The sequence below is a fragment of the Kribbella sp. NBC_00889 genome, assembly GCF_045207705.1.
Taxonomy (GTDB): domain Bacteria; phylum Actinomycetota; class Actinomycetes; order Propionibacteriales; family Kribbellaceae; genus Kribbella.
In genome coordinates this window covers 6,819,997-6,845,906 of record NZ_CP108783.1, presented here as the reverse complement: position 1 = coordinate 6,845,906, position 25,910 = coordinate 6,819,997, and the positions used below count along the sequence as shown (strand labels likewise).

Below are 25,910 nucleotides of genomic sequence, written 5' to 3'. Positions count from 1 at the left end.
CCCGACTGTCGCGGGGCGTCGCAGCGACCCGCGAACGATTTAGGATTGGGCTACATCGACAAGGGGGCAGGCGTGCTCACGTATGAGTTGACCTCGCGGGACCTTGAGGATGTCCGGTTCGCGGTCTCGCCGGCGGCCGAGACTGTGCTGTCGCTGCGGGCGTTGCAGGATCCGGGACGCTTCCCGCTTCAGCTGCCCTGGGTCCGGGCGGTTCAGCCACTGCTCGGGTCGTTGGACTTCAGCGTGTTGCGCCGGCTGGTCAACGACACGATGGGCAGTCCGGACTTCCTGACTCCGCGTCCGACGTCACCGCTCACCCAGATCGGCGACGAGCTTGACCTCATCGCCTCGGTCGACCGCGAGACCTTTGAACGCCAGCTCGTTGCGGTCAACGGTGCGGTTCCCGCCGAGCTGGCCGGGCCCGACGGCGTGACGAAGGTGGTCGACGCTCTCCGCGAGTACTGGCAGACCGCGATAGCGCCGTACTGGAATCGGATGCGCACGCTGCTGACCGCCGACATCAGCTATCGCGGGCATGTCGTCACCCAGCGAGGCACGGGCGTGATGCTGAACGAACTCGGGCCGGCGATCAGCTACGGGAACGGCCTGCTTCGGGTCGACCGCGTGAGCGATGTCAGCCGCACCGAAAGTGTCGACGGCCGTGGCCTCGTCCTCCAGCCGACCCTCTTCGGCCCGCATGCCGTGATCCCGATGGACGTCGGCGCCGAACCGATCCTCGGCTACCCGCCCCGCGGCCAGGCCACCCTCTGGTCGGTCGTCGACCCGCCGTCGCGCCGCGACCTGGCCCAACTCATCGGCACCGCCCGAGCCCGCATCCTCGAACTCCTCACCCACCCGCGCACCACCACCGACGTCGCCGCCGAACTCAAGGTCACCCCCTCCGCGGTCAGTCAGCAGCTCCAGCTCCTCCGCCGTACCGGCCTGGTCGAACCCCAACGCACCGGCAAACAAGTCCTCTACAAACCCACCCAACTAGCCGCCCTCCTCACCGGCACCGAAGCCGACTGACCCGGTCAGGTGACGGGTGGCGGGTTGTGTGCCGGCTGGCGGGTTGTTGCGCGCCAGCGGTGAAACAACCCGCCACTGGGTCCGGCTATCGCTTCGAGCGGCAGACCTCGCCCTTGATCTCGGTGACGAAGTGGTCCACCTCCCAGTGCTGGCCGAGGTAGGCGTAGCCGGTCGCGCCTTCGTAGCGGCCGGTACCGCCGGTGAACTGCTGGGTGCCGCCGGCGTGACCGGAGCCGGTGGTTGTGTTGACGTTCCCGATGCTCGTCTCGAGTGCGGTGAGCGTCGCCCCGTCCTCGAAGGTGTAGGTAAGCGTGCCGGTGACCGGCCGCTGGTCGGGTGCTGTCGCCGGCGGCTCGCCGCGGGAGCCGAGGATGAACACGGTCGTCCCGTCGAAGCCGTGCTCTCCGCGGACGAAGCCGGCCACGCACACCTGGGTCGGCGCCGGGCACCCCACGTCGACGACCTTGTCGTAGATCGTCGCTTCCACCTGCTCGCAGCGGGGGGACGCGTTGGCCAGGGATGTGCCGGCGATGACGCCGGCACAGGCGATGGCGATTGCAGCGATGCGCAGGGATCTCATCAGGCCTCCTGTGATGGATGTCCGCGGCAGCCTAGGAACGGTGCCGGTCCGGTGGCGGGGCCGATTCGAGCTGTTCTGCGCCAGTCCAATCTCGATCAGATAACGCGGCGCAGCGCGGCCAGCGCCTCCGGGATCAGGTCGGCCGGGACAGCGCCGTACCCGAAGACGAAACCGTTCGGTCCGGGACGATCGATACCCCAGCGCGAGATCGTCCCGAGGTTCACTCCCGCGGTGAGGGCGCGGGCGGCGAGCACGGTGTCACTCGGTTGTCCGGAGGTCAGCAATGCGGCCATGTGCGTCCCACCGCTGGACTCGATCGGCTCGAGGACATCGGCGAAGTCCTCGCGCAGCGTTCCGGTCAGCAGGTCGTGAAGACGTTCGTACGAGCGCCGCATCCGCCGGATGTAGCGGACCAGGTCGCCCTCCTCGATGAAGGCTGCGAGCGCCGCCTGCACGTGGCCGGCGGTGCCGTAGTCGGCGACGAACTTCGCGCGGCGGGCGGCTTCACCCAGCGTGCCCGGTACGCCGAGGAACCCGACCCGGAGTGCCGGCAACAGAGTCTTGGAGAAGGAACCGACGTACAGGACGCGACCTTCCGCGTCGGTCGCCTGCAGGGGAGTGAGCGGACGTCCGGTGAAGCGGAACTCCGAGTCGTAGTCGTCCTCGACGATCGCCGCGTCATGCTCGGCAGCCCACGCGAGCAGCGCAGTACGGCGTGACTCGGACAGCGGCATGCCGAGCGGAAACTGGTGCGACGGCGTCACGTACACCAACCGTGTCTCGGCCGGAAGCCGATCGACAACCAGCCCCTCGCTGTCGACCGGCACCCCGACGACACGCGCTCCATGCGCGAGGAATCCGCGGTACGCCGGCAGGTAGCCGGGATCTTCGATGGCCACCGTGTCGCCCGGTTCGAGCAGGACGCGCGCGGCGATGTCGAACGCCTGCTGCGCACCCGTCGTGATGACCAGTTGCTCCGGCGCGATCCGGACACCGCGACTGACGACCAGATGTCGCGCGAGCGCATCACGTAGCCGGGCCGAGCCCGCCGGGTCGGCGTAGTTCACGTCGGTCCGAGTGCGCAGCTGATCATTGATCAACGCTCGCCACCGTGCGAACGGGAACTGGGTCCGCCCAGGGATACCAGGCGCGAAGTCGAACTCGGCATCCACGGTGAGACCCGGTACGGCGAACTGCTCGGCGCTCCAGAGCGCCCGTGGCCGCAGCGGAGACGCGGGTGGCGCGGGTGTGGCGGGGACACGTTCCCCGGTGACGAACGTTCCGATCCCGGCCCGCGAGCGGATCAGGCCATGCGCGGCGAGCCGCTCGTACGCCGCAACCACCGTCGCCCGCGACACCGACAACCGCTCCGCGAGCTCCCGCGACGACGGCAACACGGTCCCCGCTGGTAAGGCGTTGGTTCGGATCCGCTCGTGCAACTGTGCATAGATCTGCTCGGCCAGCCCACCCTCCCTGCCCAGATGCAGATGCAGATCCATGTCCGCATTCTCGCCATTGCCCGGCTCAACGGCTAACCTCTCGCCACCGGCACCAGGCGCTCGACGAGGAGACCTCATGGCAACCTTCACCCAATCCGACGACCTGAGGGGCGCGAAGTTCGTCGGGGCGGATCTGCACGGTGCGCGGTTCGCGGAGTCTGACCTGTCCGGCGTGGTGATGCGCGGTGTGGACGTGGGGAAGGCGGACATCGACGCGCCGTGGCTCGCCGACGGTGAGAGCTTCTTCCGCGTCAACGGTGTCGACGTGATCGCGTACGTCGAGGCCGAGCTCGACCGTCGCTTCCCCGGCCGCGAGCTCCGGCGTGCCGAGGATCCGGACGGTCTGCGCGAGGCCTGGGATGCACTCGAGCGCACTTGGGCGGCGACAGTGGACCGCGCCGCGGCGATGCCGGCCGGCACTGTCGACGTGTCGGTGGACGGCGAGTGGTCGTTCGCCCAGACCCTTCGCCACCTGGTTCACGCCACCGACGTGTGGCTCGGTCGGGCGATCCTCGAGCTCGCACAACCGTTCCATCCCATCGGTCAGATGGACACCGCCACCAAGAACGATGGCGCGGACACGTCGGCCCTCACCACGATCGAACCGACGTACGCCGAGGTCCTCGAGGTCCGCGCGGGCCACGTCGCGATGGTGCGCGACTTCGTGGCCGCGGTGACACCGGACTCGCTGGCGGAGGCGCGCAAGAACCCGCACGCCCCCGAATACCCCGAGACCGTCCTCTCCTGCCTGCACGTAATCCTCCAAGAGGAATGGGAACACCACCGCTACGCCGTCCGCGACCTCAACACGATCGAGGCCGGCAGCTGAGGAAGCCGCTGGCTGTTCAGGTGCGGTAGTACCGTGAGCAGGTGCTGTACGGCCGCGAGCGGGAGCGGGCCGAGCTTGCAACGCTCGTGGAGCGGGCGCGGGCGGGGCGCGCAGGGGTGCTGGTTGTGCTGGGGGAGCCGGGGGTCGGCAAGTCCGCCCTGATGCAGGATCTCGTCTTGGCGCAGCGAGCGGTTCCGGATGCTGACGCGCTACGGGTGCTGCGTACCACCGGTGTGGAATCCGAGTCGCCGATGCCGTTCGCTGCGTTGCACCGATTGCTGCGCCCTGTGGTCGATTACGAGCGGCTACCGGTTCCTCAGGCACGCGCGTTGCGGTTGGCGTTCGGGCTTGAAGACGGGCCACCGGTCGAACCGTTCCTGGTCGGGATGGCGACTCTGTCAGTCCTGACCGACGCAGTCGAGGGCGGCACTCTCCTGTGCGTGATCGACGACGCGCAGTGGCTCGATTCCGCGTCGGCGGACGCGCTGTTGTTCGCGGCCCGTCAACTGGACGCTGACCCGGTCGTGATGGTGTTCGCTGCCCGCTACACCACCGGCGACCCGGATTTCAGTCCGCAGGGCCTGTCCGTGCTCGAGCTCGGTGGTCTCGAGGAGGGAGCAGCCCGTCAACTCCTGGGCCAGCGCAGCCCGGACGTTCTGCCAGACGAGGTCGCCGATCGGCTGGTTCGCGACAGTGGCGGGAACCCGCTCGCGTTGTTGGAGCTGCCAACCACTCTGAGTCCCGCCCAGTTGTACGGCGCGGCGCCGCTGCCGCAGCGAGTGACACTGACCGCGGGCCTGGAGCGCGCCTTCCTCGACCGGTGCCGCCGCCTGAGCAACGACGTACAGACTCTGCTGTTGGTGGCGGCGGCAGACGACACCGGCCGGGCTGACACCGTGCGGGCAGCGGCGAGCCGTCTGGGTGCGCAGATCGACGCGTGGGAGGACGCCGAGCGGGCCGGTCTGCTGACAGTCACCGGTGACGCCGTTGCCGTGCGGCACCCGCTGGTTCGCTCTGCGGTGTACCAGGCGGCCACCAGCTTCGCGTGCCGTCGTGCGCACCTGGCACTGTCGGATGCGCTGCGCGACGATGACCCCGACCGGGCAACCTGGCATGCTGCCGCGGCGGCCGAAGGGCCTGACGAAAGGCTGGCCGAGGCTCTGTACCAGGTCGGGAGCCGCGCTGAGCAGCGTGGCGGGTACGTCGCGGCTGCTGCCGCGTTCGAGCGAGCTGCCGCGTTGACGGTCGACGGGCAGCCGCACGCGATGCGCTTGTTCGCGGCCGCCCGCAACGCGTGGGCCTCCGGGCAGGCGGTTCGTGCCCGGGCGCTGTCTGCCTCGGCCCGGCAGCTCGCTGGCGATGGTTTGCTGCGAGCCGACATCGACCGGCTGCGAGCGCGCATCGAGGTCAACGTGGGTTCTGCGAGCGATGCGCATCGCATCTTTGTCCAGGCAGCGCGCGCCGCCGTGGACCTGGACCCGAGCAGGGCATTGGAGATGGCGGTCGCGGCCGCACTCACGCGCGCGTACGGCGGGGACAGTGGGGCAACCCTTGCCGACGGCACCGAAACCCGCTTGCTGACCGCGACCTCGGCTGACCTGCCGCGCACTCGGTGCCTGCAACTACTCCTTGGCGCCCTCAGCGCCTCGGCTGCCGGTGATTGGTCGGAGGCGGCGGCCACCCTCGAGCGGGCCGTGCAGGCTGGGCGCCAGATCGAAGACCTCGACGTACTGGGCAACCTCGGCAACACCGCCCTCAGCCTCGGCGACGACGAGGCAGCGCACTTCTTCTACGCAACCATGGTGTCCAGCGCTCGCGAAAGCGGTGCAGGCATGGCGGTGATCTACGGGCTGGAACGGCTCGCGTTCGCCCAACTCCTCGCCGGCCAATGGGCTGCGCTGCGCAGTTCGGTCGACGAAGCACTCACCTTGGCGCGCGGTGTCGGTCAACCCACGCTGACTGCCGCACCGCTGGCGTGGTTGACGCTGCTCGCTGCGTTGGCCGGAACCGACGACTACGACCACCACCTCGGACAACTCGACGCAGTGGTCGCGGCGTACTCGTTGGGGATCCTGACCGACCCCGTGCACGACCTCATGCGTTGGGCCAAGGGCACGAGGGCCACTGCCGAGGGAGACTCTGCCGCGGCACTGCACCACTTGGGCGCGATGCGTCTACCGGTGCTCCAGCGGATGGCCGCGGTGGACCGCGTTGGAGCGGCGGCGCGAGCTGGCGATCTTGTGCTCGCACGGGCGTGGGTGGACGAACTCGCGTCGTTCGCCACCGCGACACACCGTCCTTGGGCACAGGCCGCTGTGGACCTCGGGCGGGCGCTCTGCGCGGACGCCGTACCGGCGGCAGAGCTTTACGAGCAAGCCCTCGGCCACTACCGGCATGCGGTCCGGCCCTACGACCAGGCCAGAACACACCTGCTGTACGGCGAGTTCCTGCGTCGCACCAATCGTCGCGTCGACGCACGCAACCACCTGCGATCCGCGTTGGAAACCTTCACCGACCTGGGCGCGCAGCCGCTGGCCGCCCGCGCCGCGCAGGAGCTGCGGGCGTCGGGGGAGACCGCTCGCAAGCGTGACCCATCCACACTGCTGCGGCTCACACCCATGGAGACGAAGATCGCCCAACTGGTCAGCACGGGACTGTCGAACAAGGACGTCGCCGCTCAGTGCTGGGTCTCCCCACGCACAGTGGCGTTCCACCTGCGGAACGTCTTCGCCAAAGTGGGGGTCAGCTCGCGCGGAGAGCTTGCTCAACTCGGGCTCAGTTGATCGAACCCGGTCATTTGGCCGGCGCGAGGCCCTGGCCTGACGAGGACGGTGGAGACACCACCGAACCTCACTCAGGAGCTCGACATCATGACTACACAGACCCACCCGCATCACCCGGCGTCACAGTCCACCGGCCCTCGCAGGCGAAGGGCAAGCATTGGTTGGATCGTGGTCGGCTCGTTGGGCGGCGGACTCCTCGCTGCCCTACTCCTCGTCGCTGCGCCGTTCATCGCGCCAGAGCAAAGCGAGGTCACCGGCGCAGTCCTGTGCGGATTCGCCCTCGGCTGGGCCGCATTGGCCGTGCTGTCGGTGCGCTTCACCGATCAGCCACAACGCTGGGCCGCGGCTCCCGCACTGTTCATGGGACTGGGGGGTCTCGTCCTCGTCACGTTCGGCTCCCCGGCGTACGACGTACTTCGCTGGATCTGGCCTCCCATGCTGTTGGTGTTGGCGATCTGGATGATCGTTCGCATCCGTCGCCAGCTTCGTAGCCCGAGCAAACGCTGGCTGCTCTACCCCGTGATCGCGATGCTGGCTCTTGCCTCGATCGGCGGTGGCTACGAGACGCTGCGGGAAGCCGCGGATGCCACGGCGTACCCGATGCCCGGTCAGTTGATCGACGTTGGCGGACACAGCCTGCACCTGAGCTGCACCGGCTCGGGCACTCCCACGGTCGTGCTCGAAGCGGGCGGTGGCGAGATGTCTTCGAATCTCGGGTGGATCGCGCCGGCCGTCGCACGTGATACCCGGGTCTGCGTCTACGACCGTGCGGGCCGCGGATGGAGCGAGCCTGCTGACACGGCCCAGGACGGCTTGCAGGTAGCGACCGACCTGCACACGTTGCTTCAGCGTGGACACGTCCCAGGTCCTTACGTGCTGGCGGGCCATTCGTTCGGCGGCCTCTACGTGCTCACCTTCGCTGCTCGCTACCCCGCCGACGTCTCCGGAATGGTGCTGGTCGACTCCACCGCACCCGCGACGGCGGCGAAACCTCGGGCAGCATCGTCCGGGGACGTCATGGGTCGTGTCTCCGCACTGGTCTCGGTCTCGGCTCGAGTTGGTCTTGCCCGCCTGTACGGCCAGGGTTCCTTCGGCAGCCTCCCACCGCGGTCCCGGGACGAGGTACGCGCCAGCGGCGCGACCGAAAGCACTCTTCGCGGCACGATCGACGAGTACGTCCAGGCAGCTGCCTCGGTGCAGCAGGCAGCATCTCTGCGTGACTTCGCAGGCAAGCCCTTGGTCGTCCTGACCGCCGGTACTGGATCCGATGCCGCCTGGTCAGCAGCGCAAAACCATCTGGCCACCTTGTCGACCAACAGCGTGCACCGCGTCATCGATGGTGCTACCCACGAGGCACTGGTCGCGGACGAACAGTACGCCGCCACCACCACACAAGCGATCCTCGATGTCGTCTCATCGGTCCGCGCGAAATGATCATGAATTGTCAGGACGCTCGTGCCAGGATGCTCGGCATGTCTGGTCGCGCGTTGAGCTTCGGAGCAATGGCGGCAGCGTACGAACGGTTCCGGCCGGGATATCCCGTCGAGCTTTTCGACCTGGTGATGACGTACGCCGGTCAGCCGGTCCGGACTGCCCTCGAGATTGGTGCTGGGACCGGCAAAGCAACCCGCCTGTTCGCCGAACGAGGGGTCGCGGTCACCGCGACCGAGCCCGACAATGCCATGCTCACCGAGTTGCGTAAGCATGTGCCGGCGAACGTCACGCCACTGCGAGCCGCGTTCGAGGACCTGCGACCAGGCGAGCGCTACGGGTTGGTCTATGCGGCCGCGGCGCTGCACTGGACGAACCCAGACGGCCGGTGGTCGCGGATGGCCGCGCTGTTGGAGCCGGGTGGCGTGTTCGCGTCGTTCGGTGGACCGGTCGGGCTGGCTGATCCGGCGGTGGAGGAGGCGGTTCGCGCGGCCCGGGCGCCGTTCTTGGAGAGCGACGACAGTCCGTCTCCCGATGGGACGCCGCCGGAGCATGCCATGCAGTGGCCGGGTACGGAGCTCCAACGGTCCGAGTGGTTCAGCGACGTTCAGCAGCTGGTGATCGAGCGGCGCTGGACGATGAGTGCGCGCGACTACGTCGGCCTCCTGTCGACGATCTCGGCGTACCTGGAACTGCCGGCCGCAGTCCAGGAACAAGCCTTTCGCCACATCCTGCAGGTCCTGCCAGAGACGGTCGAGATCGCCGCCGACCTGACCATCCATCTCGCGCGGACGGCAACTGTCCGTTAGGTGCGTCAGAGTGGGGAGATGAGAACCGCGAAAGATGGAGCAGGCCGATGAGCCGCGAATTCCAGGTCACCTTCGACGCCCACGATCCGCGGGCGCTGTCGTTCTTCTGGCGCGACGTGCTGGGCTACGTTCACCCCGGCCCGCCCGGTGTCGAACTGCCCGAGGGCGCCGACCCGCTGGCGGCGTGGGACGAGTTCCTCGAGCGCGTCGGCGTACCGGTGGATCAGCGCAACACGCGTTCGGCCCTCGAAGACCCGGATGGTGAAGGTCCACGGCTGTTCTTCCAGCAGGTGCCCGAGGGCAAGGTCGCCAAGAATCGCGTCCACCTCGACGTCCGTGCGGCCCCGGGTCTCGAGGGCGACGAACGGATGGCAGCCCTGGAGTCCGAATGCGCCCGCCTGGTCGCCCTGGGAGCCCACCGAGTACGCCGCTTCGACCCCCAACCACCGCTGGCCCTCGGCACCATCACCATGACCGACCCCGAAGGCAACGAATTCTGCCTGGACTGATCCGGTCAACGGGGACACAGTCCTAGCCGCCGCCGGCCGCCGGCGGCAGGTCCATCGAGACCCGCAGTTCCGTCAACGGTGTGTCGGGGACGGTGATGATGCCGCGGGTGGGGCGGTCGAGGTCGAAGGTGACCAGCAGCAGGAGGGACACGAAGACGGCGGCCAGCATGATGGGTAGCAGGCCGCGGCCGAGCACGGTGAGGTAGAGGCCGAGCAGTCCCAGTGACACCGATGCGCCAACTACCTCGAGGATCAGGACCGATGTGGGGACGCGGTTACCGAGTGCCGCGACGCGCGAGGTCTGGCTGTCGATCATCGAGTTCAGGCTGTCGACGTACAGGCGTGGGGCGCTCGCGACGGGGGCGTCTCGCAGCGAGTCGGCGGCGAGTGCCCACAGCTGGCGCTGGATGGCATCGCCGTCGGCAACGACGCGTCGGGCCTCGGCGGAGCCTGGCCGGGTGGTCGACAGGCGGATCTCCAGGTCGGTGTAGCGCTTGAGCAGTTCCAGTGATTGGCTGCGGACGGGTTCCGACAAGGTCTGTGCCCGGAGGTAGGTGGTGCCGATCGCGTTGGCCTCGGTGACCAGTTCGACTCGTCGGGTCTCGTAGCGGCCTACCGCCATCGTCAATCCGAAGGCGAGGATGAGCGCGACGAACCCGAGCAGTGCCGCTTGTGTGACTCCGATCGGTTCTCGCCACGTCTCGTGGTGACCGCGCAACCGTCGCCCTACGAGCACACCGATGGCGCATGATCCCAGCACGATCAGGAACAGGATGAGAGCGAGCAGCGGGCTGGGAAGGGTGAAGAACATCCGTACCCCCAAACAAGGCGGCCTCGCTGGACGCGCGCCTTGAGTGTGGCCCCGGCGAGCGCACCGTCACATCCTCCAGGCCGGATGACCGGGAACAGCCTCAGATGCCCTCAGCGAACGCGCTCCGAATGCTGTCCCCTCACGAATAGTCGCGTACGCGGTCGACTCGGGCGGGCTGGTCATACGGGTCCCATGAACGAGAGATGTGACGGGATGTCGAGACCGGCGGGCCGGCTCCGTCTCAGAGGTAAATGCGGTCAGCGTGACCGCAGCATCGCACGGGACGGAAGGACAGTCATGCGAAAGCTCATAGTCCAGCAGTGGGTGACCGTCGACAACATCGCCGCGGAGGAGGACGGTGGCCTCAGCTTCGTGTCGGGGGAACCGTTCGGCGACGAGATCACCGACGACCCCTTCAGGAACAGCCTGATGGGCTTCATCGACTCGGTCGACACGATGATTCTCGGCGCGAACACGTACGCCCAGTCCAAGGACTACTGGCCGTACGCCGAGGATCAGGGCGTGTACGGCGAGAAGCTGAACAACCTCACCAAGTTCGTCGTGTCGTCGAAGCTGGATGACGCGCCCTGGGGCGACTTTCCCGCCGCGACCGTGACGCGCGACCCGGTCGCCACCATCGGGGAGCTCAAAGAGCAGACCGGCAAGGACATCTGGCTGTGGGGGAGCCTGAGGCTCATGCACTCCCTGCTGGAGACCGGCGTCGTCGACGAAGTCCGGATGCTGGTCTGCCCGGCGACCCGCGGCAAGGGAACGCGCGTTTTCGAGGATCGTCAGGACCTGAGGCTGGTCGAGGCCACCTCGTTCGACAACGGCGTGGCGCTTCTGCGCTACGACATCAAGAAATAGGCGGAAAGTCCGCATTGTCGAAGAGTCGGCCGCCGGCGATGCCGCTCGTTCGGGCATCGGCCGGCGTCCACTCTTCAGCTACCGAATACCGCCAAGACGGAGTCAGACGTCATTTCGTGGCACGAACCATGGCAAGCGGGTGCCGCCCGGGCACGCGTGAGCGAGCGGTGCCCGCTGGTTCGCTGTGAGCCGTTACCTGCGGCGGGACACACGCCGCGCTGTGCGGCGCCCGGTCCGGCGCGCGACCCTGCGTGATCCAAGCATCGGGTTCTCCTCCTCCCTGTGCGATGGCGAACGACGGCCGCCCGGTCAGCCGGCGGCGCCCGCAGTTTCCATCTCGTGCAGTTCCTTGGCTTCTTCAGCCGATACCAGCCCGATCCCGACGAGGTCCAGTGGGCTGATGAAACCGTCGCCGATGCGGAAGCCTCCGGCCCGGGCGATGGCATCGCGGAGCGGCACGGCCCAGTGGTGCTCCAGCAGGATGAGCGCCGCGGCGGAGTCGTTCGGGATGTCCTCGAGCACATCCCAGGCGTCCTCCTCGCTGAACACGCCCATACCGCCCTGCTCGGCAACCGCTTCCGCGCCGGCTTCGGCGCCGGCCTCCATGCCCTCTTCGCCCTCGAAGCCCAAGCCGATGAGCGCCCCGATCTTGCTGCCCAGCTCGATCGCTTCCTGCTCGGTCAGGTTGCTGAGATGCTCGGCCTCGATGTCGCCGTCCGCGGTCTTGTAGACCGCCAGCGAGTCGATCACGCGGACGGTGTCGCTCGCCCGGAGCCGTTCGAGTTCGGCGATGACCTCACCATGGAAGTCTGGGTGCTGGAACCCCAGCACGATGAGCTGTACTGGCCCGATTGCCATGTTCCACTCTCCCTCTCCTCTCCTGAGCACCCGCTCACAGCCGCAAAGCCAGCTCGGGTAGCGGTCCATGAGCACTGTCAGGAGGAATCCATTGGCTCCACCCCACACTGGTGCGCGCGTCACCATTGCGCGTCATCCAGGACGGATGAGCGGCCTCGCCACTGTCCCCGGCACACCCCAGCCGCACCCGCACCGACTGCACCGGAGTCGTCACGCTCAGACTCTCCGGCTCAACCATCGGTGGGGCCTACGTGGTGCAGACGGGGGCTGGTGTGGACTGTTTGGTGAGGAGGAACTGGTCCGTCGCGTCCCGGGCGCAGTCGGAGGTGTAGTAGGAGGTGTGCCCGTCGCCGAGGCGGGAGAGGACGCTGCTGCCGTGGATCTGGGCGGCCAGGCCGAACGCCCACTGGTAGGAGACGGACGGGTCGTGCGTTGCGTGGACGATGAGGGTGGGCACGCCCTTCACGTTCAGGCTGCGCACCGGGTTGGCGACCTTGAAGGGGTAGCCGATGCACAGGCCGGCCTGCCAGAACTCCGAGGCGCCCTGCAGGTGCGGCGCCAACTGCCGTCCCATCTCGATGCGCTGCTGCATCTCGGCGAAGGTGTGGATGTCGGACACGTAGTCACCGCAGTGATTCGCTATCCGGGAGAACAGGTTGTCGGTAGGACCCTGAGGCGGCGGCCAGGCGAGGAATTGGGCGTCCCCGGCCACGGCTCGCCTGATGACCTCGGAGAACCCGGCCCAGGACAGCCCGCCCGCGAGGACGTTGGGCGTCTTCGCGAGGAGCCACAACGGGGTGTTCATCCGGATGTCCTCGCCGGTCACAGGGCGCAGGGCTCCGTCCACCGGGATCGGGTTCCGGTCCGCGCTCCGGACGAGGTTGTCGTAGACCGCGCGGACGTCTTGACCCCGCAAGACGCAGTCGTCGGCGGTGTCACACCAGTCGGCGAACCGTTCGAACGCCTCCTCCACGGTCTTGGCCGCATCGGCGATCAGTTGCACGTCCGGGCTGCTGTGGTCGAGAGCAGCGTCCAGGACCATTGCTCGCGTGCGCTTGGGGAACAACTGGGCGTACTGCGCTCCGACCTGCGTGCCGTAGGACAGCCCCAGCCAGTTCACCTTCGAGACGCCGAGCGCGATGCGGACCGCCTCGTGGTCGCGGGCGACGCTCACGGTGTCTGCGTGCACGAACAGTGGTCCGGTCTGCTGCAGGCAACTCTTCGCGAGCGCGCGATTGTGGGCGGCCACCGCGTCGAACTCTCCCTGCGTTCGCGGGAAGAACGTGTAGTCGGGGGTCAATGCCGGCACGCCGCAGCTGATCGGGGTGCTTGCGCCGACGCCTCTCGGATCGAGGCCGACGATGTCGAAGCGAGCTCGCAGCGTGGCGGAGAAGAAGGTATCGGCTTCAATGACGTAGCGGACGGCACCGTCTCCCGGACCACCCGGGTTGTAGAACAGGGTGCCGATCCGGTGCGCAGGATCATCCGCGGGACGGCGAGCCACCGCCACAGTGATCTTCGGACCCTTCGGAGCCGACCAGTCCGCAGGTACTCGCAGCGTGCCGCACCTGGCCACAGCCGATCCCGGACAAGGCTTGAAATCGATGTGGTACGGCGATGTCGCGGTATCGGACTGTGCCGCCGACACGAACGTCATCGAAAGAAGTAGCCCTGAACCCAGGACGGCCAGCGTTTTGCGAATTCGTCGGATATCCATCGGAATCCCCACCCCCGTTTCGACCCTCCTCGCCACGCACGACAGAGTCAAGACGAAGGTGCAGTCTGGTTATTGCCTCGACCATTTGAACCAGGAGCTCCCATGGATGTTGGTATCGGTCTGCCGTCCACGATTCCGGGTATTCGCGCCCGGCTGATCCTGGATTGGGCGCAGATTGCCGAGCAGGCCGGGTTTTCCACCCTGGGGACCCTCGACCGGTTGGTGTACGGGAATCTGGACGCGATACCGGCGCTGGCCGCCGCGGCGGCGGTGACCAGCCGGTTCCGTCTGACGACGGCCATCATGATCGGCCCGTTCCGGGGCAACGGCGCCTTGCTGGCCAAGCAACTGGCCACCGTGGACCGCCTCTCCGACGGCCGGTTGACGGTCGGTATCGCGGTCGGAGCACGGCCGGACGACTTCGAGGCGACGGCATCGCCGTACGAGAAGCGTGGAAGGGCGTTCGACGCGCAACTCGCGGAGATGCGGGCGGTGTGGGCCGGTGAGCCGCGGGGGTACGCCGGTGCGATCGGGCCGGCCCCGATACAACCAGGCGGTCCGCCGCTGCTCATCGGTGGTGGCTCTCCCGCCGCCTTCCGCAGGATGACGCAGTTCGGCGCCGGCTGGATCCTCGGCGCCGGCGGTCCGGACGCCTTCGCGGCCGGAGCTGACACGGCCAGGGGTGCCTGGCGCGAGGCGGGACGGGAAGGCGAGCCGCGCCTGGTCGCCATCGGCTACGTGAGCCTCGGCGACGACGCCGAGGAACACGCACGGCGCTACCTCGGCGACTACTACAGCTTCGCCGGCCCGTACGCCGAGCGGATCATCGCCAACGCCCTCACCACCCGGCAAGCAGTCGCCGACGCCATCACCGGCTTCGCCGCCGCAGGCTGCGAAGAGCTGATCCTGTTCCCCGCCAACCCCGACCTCCACCAGATCGACCTGATCGCCGCCGCAACCGGCCTGACCTGAAGGCCGACCGGGATCAGCGGGTGCGGGCTACCTTGCGGGAGGCAACGGCCAGGTAGGGGCTCACGACCTCGCGGAACAGGTCGCTCGGTGGGAGGCCCAGTTCGCGGTCGAGCATGTCCCGGAATCGTTGGTAGTGGTTGATGCCCTCGACGAGGTCGCCGTTGTCCAGGTGGATCTCGACGATGGTGCGGTGCGCGCTCTCGTGCAGCGGCTCGATGCTGATCGCGGCCCGCGCGGCCTGGAGGGCCTCGTGGGTACGCCGTTGCCGTCGGCGCCGGTTCGCGAGGGCGTCGAGCGCGCCCAGCCGCAGGTACTGCAGCCGTTCGCGCGCGGCCAGCACCCAGTCGTCGTACCACCCAGGGAGCAGCTCCGAGGAGTGCAGTACGACGAGAGCGGCGTCTTCCGCCTCGTCGGTGCCGCGGTCCGGGTCGTCGCGGATCAGCAACTCGGCCCCGTCGAGGAAACGGTCGACGTCCACGACGACATCGACCGCCAGAGACAGCGACGAGTCGCCGATCTCGAGCACCGGCGGTACGCCGGCATGCCGGTGCCGCAGCCGCCACAGGACCGCGCGAAGACGGGCGGCCGCGACCATGTCGGTGCAGTCTGGCCACAGCGTCGCCGCCGTGTGGGTCCGTGCGCAGCGGCCGTTGAGGGCCAGGAGCGCGATGAGGTGCTGCGGACCGGCCGGCAGATCGATCGGTTCCACCGTCTCGGCCGGCTGGTCGGCAACGGTCAGGAGCCAGTCGCCGAGCAACTGAAGTCGAAGATCACTCTCTAACAACGTCCGCACCGCACGGCCTCCCCTTCGGGGTGCGACGGCGCGCGTCAAACGAGCCTGCCCCCCGGCTGTGTTGCTCGCAGATGTCCCCGCTGTGGGTGACGGCTGAACCACCAACCGCAACGCACTCCCTGAAACATGGGACAGGAATGGCCAGATGTCAAGACTCGCCGCCCGTTCGGCTGACGAACTCTTCGAGCCAGGCGCGGACCTCGCGGTAGACAGCCTCCGGTGAGGCCACCACCGACGTCGTCTCGGCGTCGGCGCTCAGATCGGGCCGCTGGGTGATGCGCGCCTTGATTCCGGCCTCGTCGGCCGGCTCCCGCCAGACCCGGATCACCAGTGCCGCCGCGTCGGGCACGGGCTCGGACTGCGCGTGATCGGTCATGATCCACCCCCCCGGGAGTCATCCGACCGGCTGTCTGGTGTCGTGCGTGCACGGACCACCGGGAGACTCACGATGAACCCAACGATCCCCGAAGTGGGCCGTTACGTCGACCACTGTCTTCCTGACAACGCTGTGACAACGCCGGGACAACGCTGTGACAACACCCTGAGCATGCTGCCAGGCATCCACTGGCCCTGAGCACCGAACACGGCGGAGGGGGTGACTCATGAACGAGAAACTGACGGCGGTCGAACTCGACCTGGAGGAGATCCAGGTACTGCCGGAGCGGGAGGCGTTGGGTGGTTTCAACTACGCCAACATCTACGCGTCCAACACGGCGGTCGCGCTGAACGCGGCGTCGTACTGGTCGGTGGCGAAGGCCGCGGCCATTCAGACGATTGTGGTCAACCAGCACTAGGCCGGCCGAATCGGGTGTGCGGGCGGTGATGACCGAGTGCGCCGCTCGCACGCCGCAGGAACAAGGGGGTTTCGATGACGGATCTCGGCAGGATCTCGGGTACGGACGTGGCCGGCCAGTCGGCCGAGCTGCTGCCCACGCGCGAGGCACTGGCACTGATCAACATCACCAACATCACGGCCGTCAACCTGGCGATCGCGGTGAATGCGGGGACGATCGGCTCAACCGCCACGGCCGCCGCACTGCAGCACCTGGCTGCGTTCCAGCGTTAGCTCCATCGGCGCACGGAACTGGCGGGGGGCCTGCGCCCCCCGCACTGGGGGGACGACCGCATCGTGACAACGACAGAAGACCACCTCCGCGCGGTCCCGGTGCGCGGCGGACCCAGGCCGAGCCGGGTGGGCGGCGTACGCCTGCTCGGACGGTACGAGGGGTCCGGGTTCCGGGAAGAGCGCTATCTGGCCGAACGGGCCGACCGGCAGATGGTCCTGCTGACCAAGCTGCTCTATCTGATCGTGGAGAACGCCGACGGGCGCTCGTCGACCGATCTGCTGGCCGACCGGGTGAGCCGCGCGTACGGTCACCGTCTCGATCCCGACGACCTGGTCCGCCTGATCAACGACAAGCTCGGTCCGTCCGGATTGGTCGCCCTCTGGAACGGCGCGCCGGTGGGACAGGAGAAGGCGGATCCCCTGCTCGCGTTGAGCCTGCGCGGCGTGCTGCTGCCGGCCCGTGCCGTCCGGACGATCGCACGGATCTTCGCACCGCTGTTCCACCGGCCCGTGATCGTTGCGGTCCTGGCGGCCGTGATCGCCTTCGACATCTGGGTGCTGGTCACCCGGTCCGCCTCGGACGTCTTCTCCGCCCTGGTCGATCCGGCCGGGGTGCTGGCCGTCCTGATTTTGCTGCTCATGGCAACGGTCTTCCACGAGTTCGGCCATGCGGCCGGCTGCCGGTACGGCGGCGCCAAGCCCGGACAGATCGGCGTCGGGCTCTATCTCTGGATCCCTGCCTTCTACACGAACGTGACCAGCGCCTACCGGCTCAACCGGGCCGGCCGGCTGCGGACCGATCTGGGTGGCGTCTACTTCAACGCGGTCTACATCGTGGTCGCGGCCGGGATGTACCTGTGGACCGGATGGTCCCCCCTGCTCGCGGTGATCGCGCTGTCCCACCTGGAGATCATCCAGCAGCTGCTGCCGGTGGTCCGGTTCGACGGGTACTACATTCTCGGCGACCTGGCCGGCGTACCGAATCTCTTCGGGCACGTCCGGCCCATTCTGCGGAGCCTTCTGCCTGGCCGCCGGAACGATCCCGGTGTGGCGACGCTGCGGTTCCGTACCCGGATCGTGGTCACGACCTGGGTGATGGTCACCGTCCCCGCGCTGCTCATCGGTCTGGGACTCCTGACCTGGAACGCCCCTGGCTACCTCGCCGGGTTCTGGGATCGCGCGAGTGAGTTGTGGGGCGGCGTACGGACACTCGTCGTGGCAGGGGAGATCGGCGCAGCGGCGCTCGCGCTGCTGTCTCTGCTGGCGATCGCTCTCCCGATCGTCGGGCTGAGCGTCGTACTCGTCCGATCCGTGCTCCACCTCGTACGCGCGGTTCGAAACCGGCAGACCCCGCCGTCGCCGGCCGAGGAGGAACCGATGGACCACATCAGCGGGGCGACCGGTGCTGCCCTGTTCACCGAGGACAAGATGCTCCGCCGGCGGCTGACGCCGCCTCGGAACGGATGGCGGCACGGCCTGTACTTCGTCTCGAGTGGCCGGATCAATGTCGGCCCCAGCCTCGCCGAGCAGCGCGAACGGGAGCGGATCGACCGAGTCCGTGCGACCGTGCGAGGCCCGCGCAGAGTGGTCACCTTGAGCCGTAAGGGCGGCGCCGGGAAGACCACGACCACCCTGATGCTGGGTCATACGCTCGCGATGCACCGCGGCGACCGAGTGGTCGCGCTCGACGCGAACCCTGACGCGGGCTCGCTCATCTATCGGGTCCGCCGGGAGTCCCCGGCCACGGTGACCAACCTTCTCGGCGAGCGCGATCTGATCACGAAGTACGCCGATCTGCGCGAGTACACCTCGCAGGCACCGAGCCGGCTCGAGGTGATCGCATCCGACGACGACCCGACCATCAGCCAGGCGCTCGGCGACCGGGACTACCGCACTGTGCTCGACCTGCTCACCCAGCACTACAACCTGATCCTGGTCGACACCGGCACCGGCATCCTGGACGGCGCCATTCAGGGCATCCTGCGTGAGGCCGACCAGATCGTCGTCGTGATGCCACCGGCACTCGACGGCGCGCGGGTCGCGGCGGGGACGCTGGACTGGCTGGACCAGCACGGACACGCCGATCTGGTGTCGTCCGCGGTCGCCGTGATCAACACGACCAGGGGCAAGCCGCGCTGGCTCCAGCTCGACGAGATCGAGAACCACTTCAACAGTCGCTGCGCCGGCACGGTCCGCATCCCGTGGGACCCGGCGCTGGACAGCGGAGCAGCGGTCGACCTCGACGACTTGCGCTCCGCGACCCGCGATGCCTACCTGGAACTGGCCGAACTGGTCGCCGGCGGCTTCACCACGAACCGCTGGAGTCCAGTCTCGGTGGTTGATCCGTCCCTGACAGGCGAAGGAGCCTCATGACCATCAGCCGGCGACTCACAACGATCACGATGATCGCGTCCCTCGTCCTGGGCGCGACCGGCACCGCGAGCCTGCTCACGTTCCGGAGCGGCCAGGACTTCGACCTGGTCGCGTCCGCCAACCCTTCGACGCCAGGCAGTTCGGACACCGACCGGACCGCCATGTTCGAACGTGCCCGAGGCAAGCGAGCCCAGGCTGATGCCGTCGCCACCGCATCGGCCACCTGCGACTCGTGCAGTGCCAGCGCTTCGGCAGTGCAGGTCATCTACGTGAACAAGGCGAAGAAGCGTACGGCGGACAACGTCGCGAACGCCTGGTCGAGTTGCAGCAACTGCCGAGCGACCAGCGTGTCCGTGCAGGTTGTCGTGGTCCGGCCCGGTACGACGGTCACCGCTCGAAACCGTGCCTTCGCGGTCAACGCGGCCTGTTCCGGCTGCTCGACCTCGGCCGTCGCAGTGCAGATCGTGGTTGTCACCAGCAAGCATCGCGCGTTCTCTCGCCACGGCCGGCAACAGCTCGAGGCGATGGCTCGAGAACTCGAGGATCAGCTGTCGACCCGCAGCAACGCAGCACGCCTCGCGGCGACGAAGAACAGCAGCGGGCTGGCCGATATCGAAGCGCTGGTTCGCAAGGAGCTGAAGCCGACGAGCCTGAAGCCACAACTGACCGTCAAGACCGGATGACCGGAGGCTCCCGATGTCTGCCCGCCGATGGACCGCCCTCGCGGTCGCGCTTGTGGTCCCGCTGGTGCTGACCGGCTGCGAACCGATCAAGACCACGCCCGGCGCCGGCACCGGCGGCAGCAGCAGCGGGAGCGGGAGCGGCAAGGGCAAGGGCAAGGGGAAGACCACCACGCAGTCGGGTGCCACCGTCCGGATCACGGCGTCGAAGAAGACCTGCTGGGCGGGCCGGGTCGGCGCGACGAGCAAGAAGGGCTGTGGATCCGCCACGTTCCAGGTCAAGGCCTCGAACGGCTCCTACACCGTCAACCTGCACAAGACGAAGGGCTCCGACGGCCTCAGCGTCGTACTGGTGGTCAACGGCAAGAAGGTCGACAGCGGCAAGATCAGCAGCAGCTCGACCGTCGTCTCGATCAGCTACGCCGGCAACTGATCCGTGGCCGGCGCCGCCGGCGGCGGTGGGGCAGTAACGGTGATGAGTGCGTCGGCGAGCGAGCCGCGCCAGCAGACGTAGTCATGGCCGCCGTTGTACTCCGTGTACGTCACGTCGTAGCCCTTGCTGCGCAGGATGGTCCGGAAGTGGCGGTTCGCGACCACCATGGATGGGCCGTCGTCGGGGGTCGGACCGCGTTCTTGCAGGCCGACCTCGAGGTAGAACCGGACGGGCTGTCGCTCGGCCTCGGCGTACTGGCGGGTCAGCCACTCGTGTTCGTGGTCGTCGTCCGGGCTCCACCAGAACGATCCCGACTGCGAGATCACGGTGCCGAAGATGTCCGGGCGATTGAGCCCCGCGAACGCGGCGGCCTGACCGCCATGGCTCTGACCCGCCACGATCGTCCGCGCGGGATCGGTCGTGATCCGGTACCGCTCGCGGACCCAGGGCAGCAGTTCGTCGGACAGGTACTCCAGGAAGGGTCCGCCGCAGGGGAGTTCGCGGTTGCGGACTTCCTGGCTCAGGCTGTCGACGAGGACGGCCACCATCGGCGGGATGCGGCGGTCGTCGATGAGGTTGTCCAGGATCGTGGGGAAGGGGATCGGGCCGCGTACGACGTCGCCGTCGAACAGCACGAGCAGCGGATACGGCTCGTCGTCTGGTCGATAACCGGGCGGGGTGTAGACCCAGATGCGACGCTCGTTGCCGAGGATCTCACTACGGTGCAGCTGCTGGACGAGCTCGCCTGGGTTGCCGTCGGACCGCGGAGCGAGCCACGGCTGCGCGGGCGCGCCCGGTAACTCGATCAACGACACCACGGTCTCGTCAGCGCCAAGGAATTCGTCCTCGGGATAGACGAATGTCGCCGGGTTGAGCGGATCGGTGAACCAGTGCGCCGTACGCTCCTGCCAGTCCTCTGACTTGGCCGCAGCACTGTCCACGTCATCGACGGCCAGACGGTAGGTGCAGCGCAGATCGGCGCGGACCCGGCAGGTGAGATACCAGACGTCGGTGCCGTCCAGGTGGTGCATCTGGTTGTCTGGTGCGTCCCATCCTGGTGGGCCGCCGAACACCGAGGCGCCGGCGATAGGTTCGCTCGACCGGTAGAGAAAAGTCAGCCAGACATCGTGCTCGTCATCCAGCACGGGCTCCACCAGTGGCGCACCCTGCTCGGTGACTTCGGCCCAGAACTCGTCAGTTCCGGCCGGATCAAGTTTCTGCAGACGTGGGCTGTTGATCTCTTCGGCCATGCATCATCCCTTCGGCGTCGTCCTACCGTAGGACAATCCCGGACCACTGGCGCCCCGACCGAGCGTCGCCCTCGGTTCACAACACTGGATTGAGGGTCATGCGCCGCGGAGCAGGCGGTCGCCGAGGTCTGAGCGTCGGTAGAGGACCGAGCGGCCGTGCCGTGCGGAGATGAGGAGACCGGCCGCGCGCAGTGCGCGTAGATGCTGGTTGACCGCGGTCGGCGTGACGTCCAGGCGCACCGCGAGTTCGGTCGACGACATCGGCGTCTCGAGGAGTCCCATCAGCCGGGCGCGGACGCGGCCGATCACGCCCACCAGGGCAGTGGCCGGCATGTTCGTCTCGGTCTCCCAGAGCGTTGCGAGGCCGCGTGCCGGGTACATGATGTGCGGTGGCTCGTCGGGGGAGATGGGCGCCGTCGCGCGCCTGCTGAACAGCGAGGGGGCGAGCGTGAGGCCGCGGCCGGCGGTGGAGGTGCGGTACGAGAGGTCGCTGCGCAGGCGCACGTACACAACGCTGTCCTCGAGGCGAACATGCCGGTCGAGGTCGGCGAACATGACTGCGAGGCCGGATTGCGCTGTGACCCGGCCGCGGTGGACGACGTCGGCCTCGAGCACGGTTCGCATGCGTTGCCAGTGCGGCTCGAAACATGCCTCCCAGTAGTCCCGGAGCGCCGCCACGACACGGCTGAGTACCCTGTCCGGCCGGCCTCGAAGTACCGGGGGCAGCGCGGCCGGGTGGACCTCCGCCAGATCCGCGCGTACGACGCCGCCCGGTGTGCCGGTCAGGGCAGCGAACTCGTCGTCGATCCTGCCGAGCGGGGTGTACGGCCGCGGGGTGAGGAAGTCCGGCGTCCACAGCGATTCGTTCGTCAAGGCGCGGAGCAGCTCCAGGTCGAGCCCGGCGCGCGCCGCTTCGGTGGCCCGCAGCCAGGGCAGCTGCAGCGGGAACCGGCCCGGATCGCGCAGCGTCCGCAGCGACAGGACCAGCTCGTTCAGCGGCGAGATCGCGAAGCGCACCTCGCCGAGGTCGTTGCCGACGAGCTCGTACTCGATCATGAAGCAATATGCTATATCGATGGTGTCGCCGAGCACCTGGATGCGACAACTGACGAGTGCCTGCACTCCTCCACGATCCCGTCGAACGCGCGCTCGCCTCCGCCGTGGCCGCGTTGTCCCTGTCCCGTGGGATGTTCTTCGCGGTCAGCGCGCTGTACTTCACCCGCGGGGTAGGACTGTCTGCGGCCACGGTCGGGATCGGCCTGGCCGTCGCCGGAGGAGTCGGCGTCCTGGCGTCGTACGCCGGTGGGTGGCTGAGTGACCGGTGCGGTGCCGATCGGCTGCAGCAGTGGGCCCTCGCCGCGAACGGCGTCGCGCTGTTGGGATACGCCCTGGCTCGCGACGTCGGCACCTTCGTGCTCGTCGCGGCCTGCGTCTCCGGCTCCCGCGGCCTGCAGAGCACCGCCCAGATGACGCTGCTCGCCCGCTGGTTCGTCGGCCCGGAGCGGGTTGCTGTCCGCGCCCGGCTGCGCGTGGTGATGAACGTCGGCATCGGCATCGGCACCCTGCTTGCGGGACTGGCCCTGGTCGCCGACACGGCAACGGCGTACCGCCTGACCGTGGTAGTGGTCGGCGCCATCACCATCCTCGGCACGGTCCCACTGGCCGGCCTGCGCCGGAGAGTATCCGGGCTCGCGGAGCGAATGGATGCATCCGCCGGCTCTGAGGCGCCACGGGGACCTTCGCCTCTCAAAGATCGGACGTACGTCGTCTCGACCGCTCTCAACGCCCTACTCGCAATCCACTTCGGGCTGACGTCGGTTGGCATCCCGCTGTGGGTGGCGGATCACACCGAGGCTCCGACCGTCGTGGTATCGGCGCTCCTCGTGGTCAACACCGCTTACGTGGCGCTCTTCCAGGTCCGCGCGTCCCGCGGCACGCAGGACCTGCGCACGGCTGGACGCTCGGCGTGCCGAGCAGGCCTGCTCCTGCTCATCGCCTGCTTGCTCTTCGCTGTCGCAGGTCACCTCGGCGCCGCTGCGGCGACCGGCGTCCTCTTGCTCGGCGCGCTCGCCTCCTCCGCAGGCGAGACGCGCGGCGAAGCCGGGAGCTGGGGTATGGCGTTCGAGCTCGCCGACCCGGCCCGCGCCGGCGCCTACCAGGGACTCAGCCAGACTGGTCTCGCGCTGGCCCTGATGCTGGGCCCGGCAGTCGTCACCACAACCGCCATCGACCACGGCACAGCGGGCTGGATCGCGCTCGGTGCGCTCTTCGCGGCCACCGGCACCACAATCGCGGTCGTCGCGAACCGCGCTGCAGCGAGCAGAACCAGGACCGCCGTCACTCCGGCCGCGATGTAGGGTCATGCCAGTTCAGCGGGCCTTGGTGCCTCGAACCGCGTGACCGGAGGAGTCGATGCTGGGATGACGGCCGAGCGACCGATGCCTACACAGGACGACGTACTCGGGTACTTCGACACGCTGTCGAACTGGGGACGGTGGGGCGACGACGACGAGCTCGGCACTCTGAACCTCATCACCGACGACGTCCGGCTGGCGGCGGCGCGGGCCGTGCGCCACGGCAGGAGCGTGTCGTGCGGGTGGGAGGTCGCCGTACCGGACGAAATGGAGCGGTCGACGACGGCGTGCCCGTGCGCCGCCGAGATGCCGGGCGCCGAGCATATGCCGGCGCACTTCCGCAACGACCGGCGCTGGGGCTTCTCGAACGAGCGGCTCGGCATCATGTTCCACGGCAACACGATCACCCACCTGGACTCGCCGTGCCACATCTTCTGGGACGGCACGATGTACAACGGGCGGTCGCATTCGTTGGTCGACGCCACGACGGGATCGGCGTGGGCGGCCGTCACGGCGGCGGCGAACGGGATCATCACGCGGGGTGTCCTGCTGGACATTGCGAGGGTCCGCGATGTGCCGTGGCTGGAACCGGGTGAGGGTGTGTTTCCCGACGATCTCGAGGAGGCCGAGCGTCGCCAGGGTGTGCGGGTGCGATCCGGCGACGCCGTGCTCCTGCGGACCGGCTACGGCCGCAGTCGGCACGAGACTGGTGCGGGCGGCGGTTTCACGCAGGCGGGCTGGCACGCGTCCTGCCTGCCGTGGCTGCATGAACGGGGGGTCTCGCTGATCGGCGCTGACACCCCTCAGGACGTTCAGCCGTCGGGGTACGACGACGTGTTGATGCCGGTACACGCCGTGAGCCTCGTCGCGATGGGTCTGTGGATGCTCGACAACTGCGACCTGGAGGAATGCGCGACGACGGCCGCCGAGCTCGGCCAGTGGGACTTCCAACTCGCAGTCGCACCAGTCCGCTTCGCCAACACGTCCGGCAGCCCGGTCAACCCCATCGCCACCTTCTGACCGGGGCGCTCAGGGTTGGCGGTCTGGCGCGTTGATCGGCAGGCCCGCCGCGGGCGCGCTGGTGGCGGCATGTCGTGCGTGGCGCCAGCTGAGGATGACCCAGACGACACCGATGAGGGCGACGACGGCGAGCGTGCCGTCGTACGTCCCCTGGAAGACCCACTGCTCTCGTTGGGTCGGGGAACCCTCCCAGTAGGTGCCGTCCGGCCAGTCGGCGATCCATCCGTTGCCGGTGACTCCCTGGGTGATCCAGATTCCCCAGCCGTACGACGCGTCCCACGCTCCGTGGAGCGCCGAGACCCCCAGGAACGTCCAGATCACTCGCCGAGTGACACGGAACCCGCCCTTGGGTGGCGCGGCAGCGGCGAAGAGGGCACCGCCGAGCAGCGCGGTCCAGGTCAGGTGGCCGAAGGGTGCGAGCATGGCTCGCGACACCTCGGTTTGCAGAATGCTCAGCTCGGGGTGGTCATTGGTGTGCTGGATGTAGGCCCAGAAGGCGTACCCCGTGCTCTCGAAGGCGGCGAAGCCGGCACCGACCGTGGCCCCCAGGACCATTCCACCGTGCACCGTGCGTTGGGGGACCCGCCAAGCGACGGCCACCAGCACCGCACCCTTGGAGACTTCCTCGATCGCGCCGACGCCGAAGAAGCCGAGCGCGTTCCCCACCGGCCCGGCTCCGGTCGGAAGCAGGTAGATCTCCGTCACGGCGGACACGACTACCCCGATCGTCCCGGCCGCGAGGAACCCCTTGAGGACCACGTTGGTGGTCAGGCGACAGTCGTCCAGACGAGCCAGCGCGAAGGTCACGACCGTGACCGGCACCAGAAAGCTTCCGATCAGGAACAGGGTCGGAATCAGGATCGCGTCCCCGGTGAGCGCTGTCACGCCGGCCGCCAGCACCCAGACCAGCGCGCCGGTCGCCAGCACCGCGATCCACGCGCGCTTCCCAGCAGCGATCGGCAACCTCAAGGATTGATCGGCCACGGTAGGACGCTGACACGCAAACAGCCACGCCGCCTCCTCCCACGAGGGTGATTCCGCCGCGCCCCGCCTCGCGGCCGAGCGAGCCGGCTTTGCGATCCATTTCCGGACGTCGCGCTGCTGATCGTTCACCGGGCGGCGGTCGAGCGGGCCTTCGATGTTCCTGCAGTGGTAGCGGCGGAGTTCGGCCACTCGTCACCCAGCAGGGGTGATGCCGCGCGTCCCTCTCGGCTTCAGGGTAGGAGCGTGGTCCAGGGAACGACCCC

25 protein-coding genes are annotated in these 25,910 nt (G+C 68.3%); 15 read left to right on the top strand and 10 right to left on the bottom strand.

The window, feature by feature from the left end; all coding sequences use genetic code 11:
- Positions 1-72: 72 nt before the first annotated feature.
- Positions 73-1,029: a DUF5937 family protein gene (locus OG817_RS33500; protein WP_406048743.1), complete on the top strand. Its 957-nt coding sequence runs from the start codon at positions 73-75 to the stop codon at positions 1,027-1,029.
- 85 nt (positions 1,030-1,114) lie between these two features.
- On the opposite strand, the gene OG817_RS33495 is transcribed toward OG817_RS33500, so the two are convergent.
- Both OG817_RS33495 and OG817_RS33490 read right to left on the bottom strand, forming a co-directional pair.
- The gene (locus OG817_RS33495) at positions 1,115-1,609 is read right to left on the bottom strand and encodes a hypothetical protein (RefSeq protein WP_406048742.1); all 495 of its coding nucleotides are present in this window, start codon (positions 1,607-1,609) and stop codon (positions 1,115-1,117) included.
- Between the two features lie 95 nt (positions 1,610-1,704).
- Positions 1,705-3,108, bottom strand: a complete 1,404-nt coding sequence (locus OG817_RS33490; protein ID WP_406048741.1) for a PLP-dependent aminotransferase family protein — start codon at positions 3,106-3,108, stop codon at positions 1,705-1,707.
- A 76-nt stretch (positions 3,109-3,184) separates the two neighbouring features.
- On the opposite strand from OG817_RS33490, the gene OG817_RS33485 reads away from it, so the two are divergent.
- The 5 genes from OG817_RS33485 to OG817_RS33465 all read left to right on the top strand — a co-directional run bounded on the left by OG817_RS33485 (position 3,185) and on the right by OG817_RS33465 (position 9,469).
- Positions 3,185-3,937: a DinB family protein gene (locus tag OG817_RS33485; protein ID WP_406048739.1), complete on the top strand. Its 753-nt coding sequence runs from the start codon at positions 3,185-3,187 to the stop codon at positions 3,935-3,937.
- A 41-nt stretch (positions 3,938-3,978) separates the two neighbouring features.
- Positions 3,979-6,720, top strand: a complete 2,742-nt coding sequence (locus tag OG817_RS33480; protein WP_406048738.1) for an AAA family ATPase — start codon at positions 3,979-3,981, stop codon at positions 6,718-6,720.
- Positions 6,721-6,888: 168 nt separating this feature from the next.
- Positions 6,889-8,154 carry an alpha/beta fold hydrolase gene (locus OG817_RS33475; RefSeq protein ID WP_406048736.1) on the top strand — a complete coding sequence of 422 codons (1,266 nt, stop codon included), beginning with the start codon at positions 6,889-6,891 and terminating at the stop codon, positions 8,152-8,154.
- Positions 8,155-8,192: 38 nt separating this feature from the next.
- Positions 8,193-8,960, top strand: coding sequence for a class I SAM-dependent methyltransferase (locus tag OG817_RS33470; protein ID WP_406048734.1), 768 nt, complete (start codon positions 8,193-8,195; stop codon positions 8,958-8,960).
- A gap of 47 nt (positions 8,961-9,007) precedes the next feature.
- Positions 9,008-9,469, top strand: a complete 462-nt coding sequence (locus OG817_RS33465; protein ID WP_406048733.1) for a VOC family protein — start codon at positions 9,008-9,010, stop codon at positions 9,467-9,469.
- A 22-nt stretch (positions 9,470-9,491) separates the two neighbouring features.
- On the opposite strand, the gene OG817_RS33460 is transcribed toward OG817_RS33465, so the two are convergent.
- Positions 9,492-10,280 carry a hypothetical protein gene (locus tag OG817_RS33460; RefSeq protein ID WP_406048731.1) on the bottom strand — a complete coding sequence of 263 codons (789 nt, stop codon included), beginning with the start codon at positions 10,278-10,280 and terminating at the stop codon, positions 9,492-9,494.
- 297 nt (positions 10,281-10,577) lie between these two features.
- Here OG817_RS33460 and OG817_RS33455 point away from each other — a divergent pair, with 297 nt between their 5' ends.
- Positions 10,578-11,147, top strand: a complete 570-nt coding sequence (locus tag OG817_RS33455) for a dihydrofolate reductase family protein (protein ID WP_406048730.1) — start codon at positions 10,578-10,580, stop codon at positions 11,145-11,147.
- 309 nt (positions 11,148-11,456) lie between these two features.
- On the opposite strand, the gene OG817_RS33450 is transcribed toward OG817_RS33455, so the two are convergent.
- Both OG817_RS33450 and OG817_RS33445 read right to left on the bottom strand, forming a co-directional pair.
- Positions 11,457-12,074, bottom strand: coding sequence for a hypothetical protein (locus tag OG817_RS33450; RefSeq protein ID WP_406048729.1), 618 nt, complete (start codon positions 12,072-12,074; stop codon positions 11,457-11,459).
- Between the two features lie 178 nt (positions 12,075-12,252).
- Positions 12,253-13,509 carry an alpha/beta fold hydrolase gene (locus OG817_RS33445; protein WP_406048728.1) on the bottom strand — a complete coding sequence of 419 codons (1,257 nt, stop codon included), beginning with the start codon at positions 13,507-13,509 and terminating at the stop codon, positions 12,253-12,255.
- Positions 13,510-13,824: 315 nt separating this feature from the next.
- Here OG817_RS33445 and OG817_RS33440 point away from each other — a divergent pair, with 315 nt between their 5' ends.
- Positions 13,825-14,694, top strand: coding sequence for an LLM class flavin-dependent oxidoreductase (locus OG817_RS33440; protein ID WP_406048726.1), 870 nt, complete (start codon positions 13,825-13,827; stop codon positions 14,692-14,694).
- A gap of 13 nt (positions 14,695-14,707) precedes the next feature.
- Here OG817_RS33440 and OG817_RS33435 read toward each other — a convergent pair whose 3' ends face one another.
- Together OG817_RS33435 and OG817_RS33430 are read right to left on the bottom strand one after the other, a co-directional pair.
- Positions 14,708-15,487 carry a BTAD domain-containing putative transcriptional regulator gene (locus OG817_RS33435; RefSeq protein WP_406048725.1) on the bottom strand — a complete coding sequence of 260 codons (780 nt, stop codon included), beginning with the start codon at positions 15,485-15,487 and terminating at the stop codon, positions 14,708-14,710.
- 148 nt (positions 15,488-15,635) lie between these two features.
- Positions 15,636-15,863, bottom strand: a complete 228-nt coding sequence (locus OG817_RS33430) for a hypothetical protein (protein ID WP_396391263.1) — start codon at positions 15,861-15,863, stop codon at positions 15,636-15,638.
- Positions 15,864-16,089: 226 nt separating this feature from the next.
- On the opposite strand from OG817_RS33430, the gene OG817_RS33425 reads away from it, so the two are divergent.
- The 5 genes from OG817_RS33425 (at position 16,090) to OG817_RS33405 (ending at position 20,039) form a co-directional block, all read left to right on the top strand.
- Complete coding sequence (locus tag OG817_RS33425) at positions 16,090-16,281, top strand: hypothetical protein (protein ID WP_360443022.1); 192 nt, start codon at positions 16,090-16,092, stop codon at positions 16,279-16,281.
- 74 nt (positions 16,282-16,355) lie between these two features.
- Complete coding sequence (locus OG817_RS33420) at positions 16,356-16,553, top strand: hypothetical protein (protein WP_360443025.1); 198 nt, start codon at positions 16,356-16,358, stop codon at positions 16,551-16,553.
- 63 nt (positions 16,554-16,616) lie between these two features.
- Entirely contained in the window at positions 16,617-18,926 is a 2,310-nt protein-coding gene (locus OG817_RS33415; protein WP_406048724.1) for a MinD/ParA family protein, read from the top strand.
- Positions 18,923-19,609 carry a hypothetical protein gene (locus OG817_RS33410; protein WP_406048723.1) on the top strand — a complete coding sequence of 229 codons (687 nt, stop codon included), beginning with the start codon at positions 18,923-18,925 and terminating at the stop codon, positions 19,607-19,609. The genes OG817_RS33415 and OG817_RS33410 overlap by 4 nt, the downstream gene beginning before the upstream one ends.
- A 13-nt stretch (positions 19,610-19,622) precedes the next feature.
- Positions 19,623-20,039 (top strand): hypothetical protein, encoded by a 417-nt coding sequence (locus tag OG817_RS33405; protein WP_406048722.1) that lies wholly within the window; start codon positions 19,623-19,625, stop codon positions 20,037-20,039.
- On the opposite strand, the gene fes is transcribed toward OG817_RS33405, so the two are convergent.
- Positions 20,024-21,289 carry an enterochelin esterase gene (gene fes, locus OG817_RS33400; protein ID WP_406048721.1) on the bottom strand — a complete coding sequence of 422 codons (1,266 nt, stop codon included), beginning with the start codon at positions 21,287-21,289 and terminating at the stop codon, positions 20,024-20,026. The two genes, OG817_RS33405 and fes, sit on opposite strands and share 16 nt — an antisense overlap.
- 96 nt (positions 21,290-21,385) lie before the next feature.
- On the bottom strand, positions 21,386-22,345 hold the full coding sequence (locus OG817_RS33395; protein ID WP_406048720.1) for a DUF5937 family protein: 960 nt from the start codon (positions 22,343-22,345) through the stop codon (positions 21,386-21,388).
- A gap of 56 nt (positions 22,346-22,401) precedes the next feature.
- On the opposite strand from OG817_RS33395, the gene OG817_RS33390 reads away from it, so the two are divergent.
- Positions 22,402-23,646, top strand: a complete 1,245-nt coding sequence (locus OG817_RS33390; protein ID WP_406048718.1) for an MFS transporter — start codon at positions 22,402-22,404, stop codon at positions 23,644-23,646.
- 81 nt (positions 23,647-23,727) lie between these two features.
- A complete protein-coding gene (locus OG817_RS33385) occupies positions 23,728-24,663 on the top strand; it encodes a cyclase family protein (protein WP_406048717.1) in 936 nt (311 codons plus the stop codon).
- A gap of 9 nt (positions 24,664-24,672) precedes the next feature.
- Here OG817_RS33385 and OG817_RS33380 read toward each other — a convergent pair whose 3' ends face one another.
- Complete coding sequence (locus OG817_RS33380) at positions 24,673-25,647, bottom strand: PrsW family glutamic-type intramembrane protease (protein ID WP_406048716.1); 975 nt, start codon at positions 25,645-25,647, stop codon at positions 24,673-24,675.
- Positions 25,648-25,910 lie beyond the last annotated feature (263 nt).

What these genes read in the sequence shown, in the direction of transcription:
- OG817_RS33405 (WP_406048722.1), top strand. Translation starts at nt 19,623, where the DNA reads ATGTCTGCCCGCCGATGGACCGCCCTCGCGGTCGCGCTTGTGGTCCCG.
- OG817_RS33440 (WP_406048726.1), top strand. Translation starts at nt 13,825, where the DNA reads ATGGATGTTGGTATCGGTCTGCCGTCCACGATTCCGGGTATTCGCGCC.
- OG817_RS33425 (WP_360443022.1), top strand. Translation starts at nt 16,090, where the DNA reads ATGAACGAGAAACTGACGGCGGTCGAACTCGACCTGGAGGAGATCCAG.
- OG817_RS33490 (WP_406048741.1), bottom strand. Translation starts at nt 3,108, where the DNA reads ATGGATCTGCATCTGCATCTGGGCAGGGAGGGTGGGCTGGCCGAGCAG.
- OG817_RS33465 (WP_406048733.1), top strand. Translation starts at nt 9,008, where the DNA reads ATGAGCCGCGAATTCCAGGTCACCTTCGACGCCCACGATCCGCGGGCG.
- OG817_RS33395 (WP_406048720.1), bottom strand. Translation starts at nt 22,345, where the DNA reads ATGATCGAGTACGAGCTCGTCGGCAACGACCTCGGCGAGGTGCGCTTC.
- OG817_RS33455 (WP_406048730.1), top strand. Translation starts at nt 10,578, where the DNA reads ATGCGAAAGCTCATAGTCCAGCAGTGGGTGACCGTCGACAACATCGCC.
- OG817_RS33450 (WP_406048729.1), bottom strand. Translation starts at nt 12,074, where the DNA reads ATGGACCGCTACCCGAGCTGGCTTTGCGGCTGTGAGCGGGTGCTCAGG.
- OG817_RS33430 (WP_396391263.1), bottom strand. Translation starts at nt 15,863, where the DNA reads ATGACCGATCACGCGCAGTCCGAGCCCGTGCCCGACGCGGCGGCACTG.
- OG817_RS33460 (WP_406048731.1), bottom strand. Translation starts at nt 10,280, where the DNA reads ATGTTCTTCACCCTTCCCAGCCCGCTGCTCGCTCTCATCCTGTTCCTG.
- OG817_RS33420 (WP_360443025.1), top strand. Translation starts at nt 16,356, where the DNA reads ATGACGGATCTCGGCAGGATCTCGGGTACGGACGTGGCCGGCCAGTCG.
- OG817_RS33470 (WP_406048734.1), top strand. Translation starts at nt 8,193, where the DNA reads ATGTCTGGTCGCGCGTTGAGCTTCGGAGCAATGGCGGCAGCGTACGAA.
- OG817_RS33410 (WP_406048723.1), top strand. Translation starts at nt 18,923, where the DNA reads ATGACCATCAGCCGGCGACTCACAACGATCACGATGATCGCGTCCCTC.
- fes (WP_406048721.1), bottom strand. Translation starts at nt 21,289, where the DNA reads ATGGCCGAAGAGATCAACAGCCCACGTCTGCAGAAACTTGATCCGGCC.
- OG817_RS33495 (WP_406048742.1), bottom strand. Translation starts at nt 1,609, where the DNA reads ATGAGATCCCTGCGCATCGCTGCAATCGCCATCGCCTGTGCCGGCGTC.
- OG817_RS33485 (WP_406048739.1), top strand. Translation starts at nt 3,185, where the DNA reads ATGGCAACCTTCACCCAATCCGACGACCTGAGGGGCGCGAAGTTCGTC.
- OG817_RS33385 (WP_406048717.1), top strand. Translation starts at nt 23,728, where the DNA reads ATGCCTACACAGGACGACGTACTCGGGTACTTCGACACGCTGTCGAAC.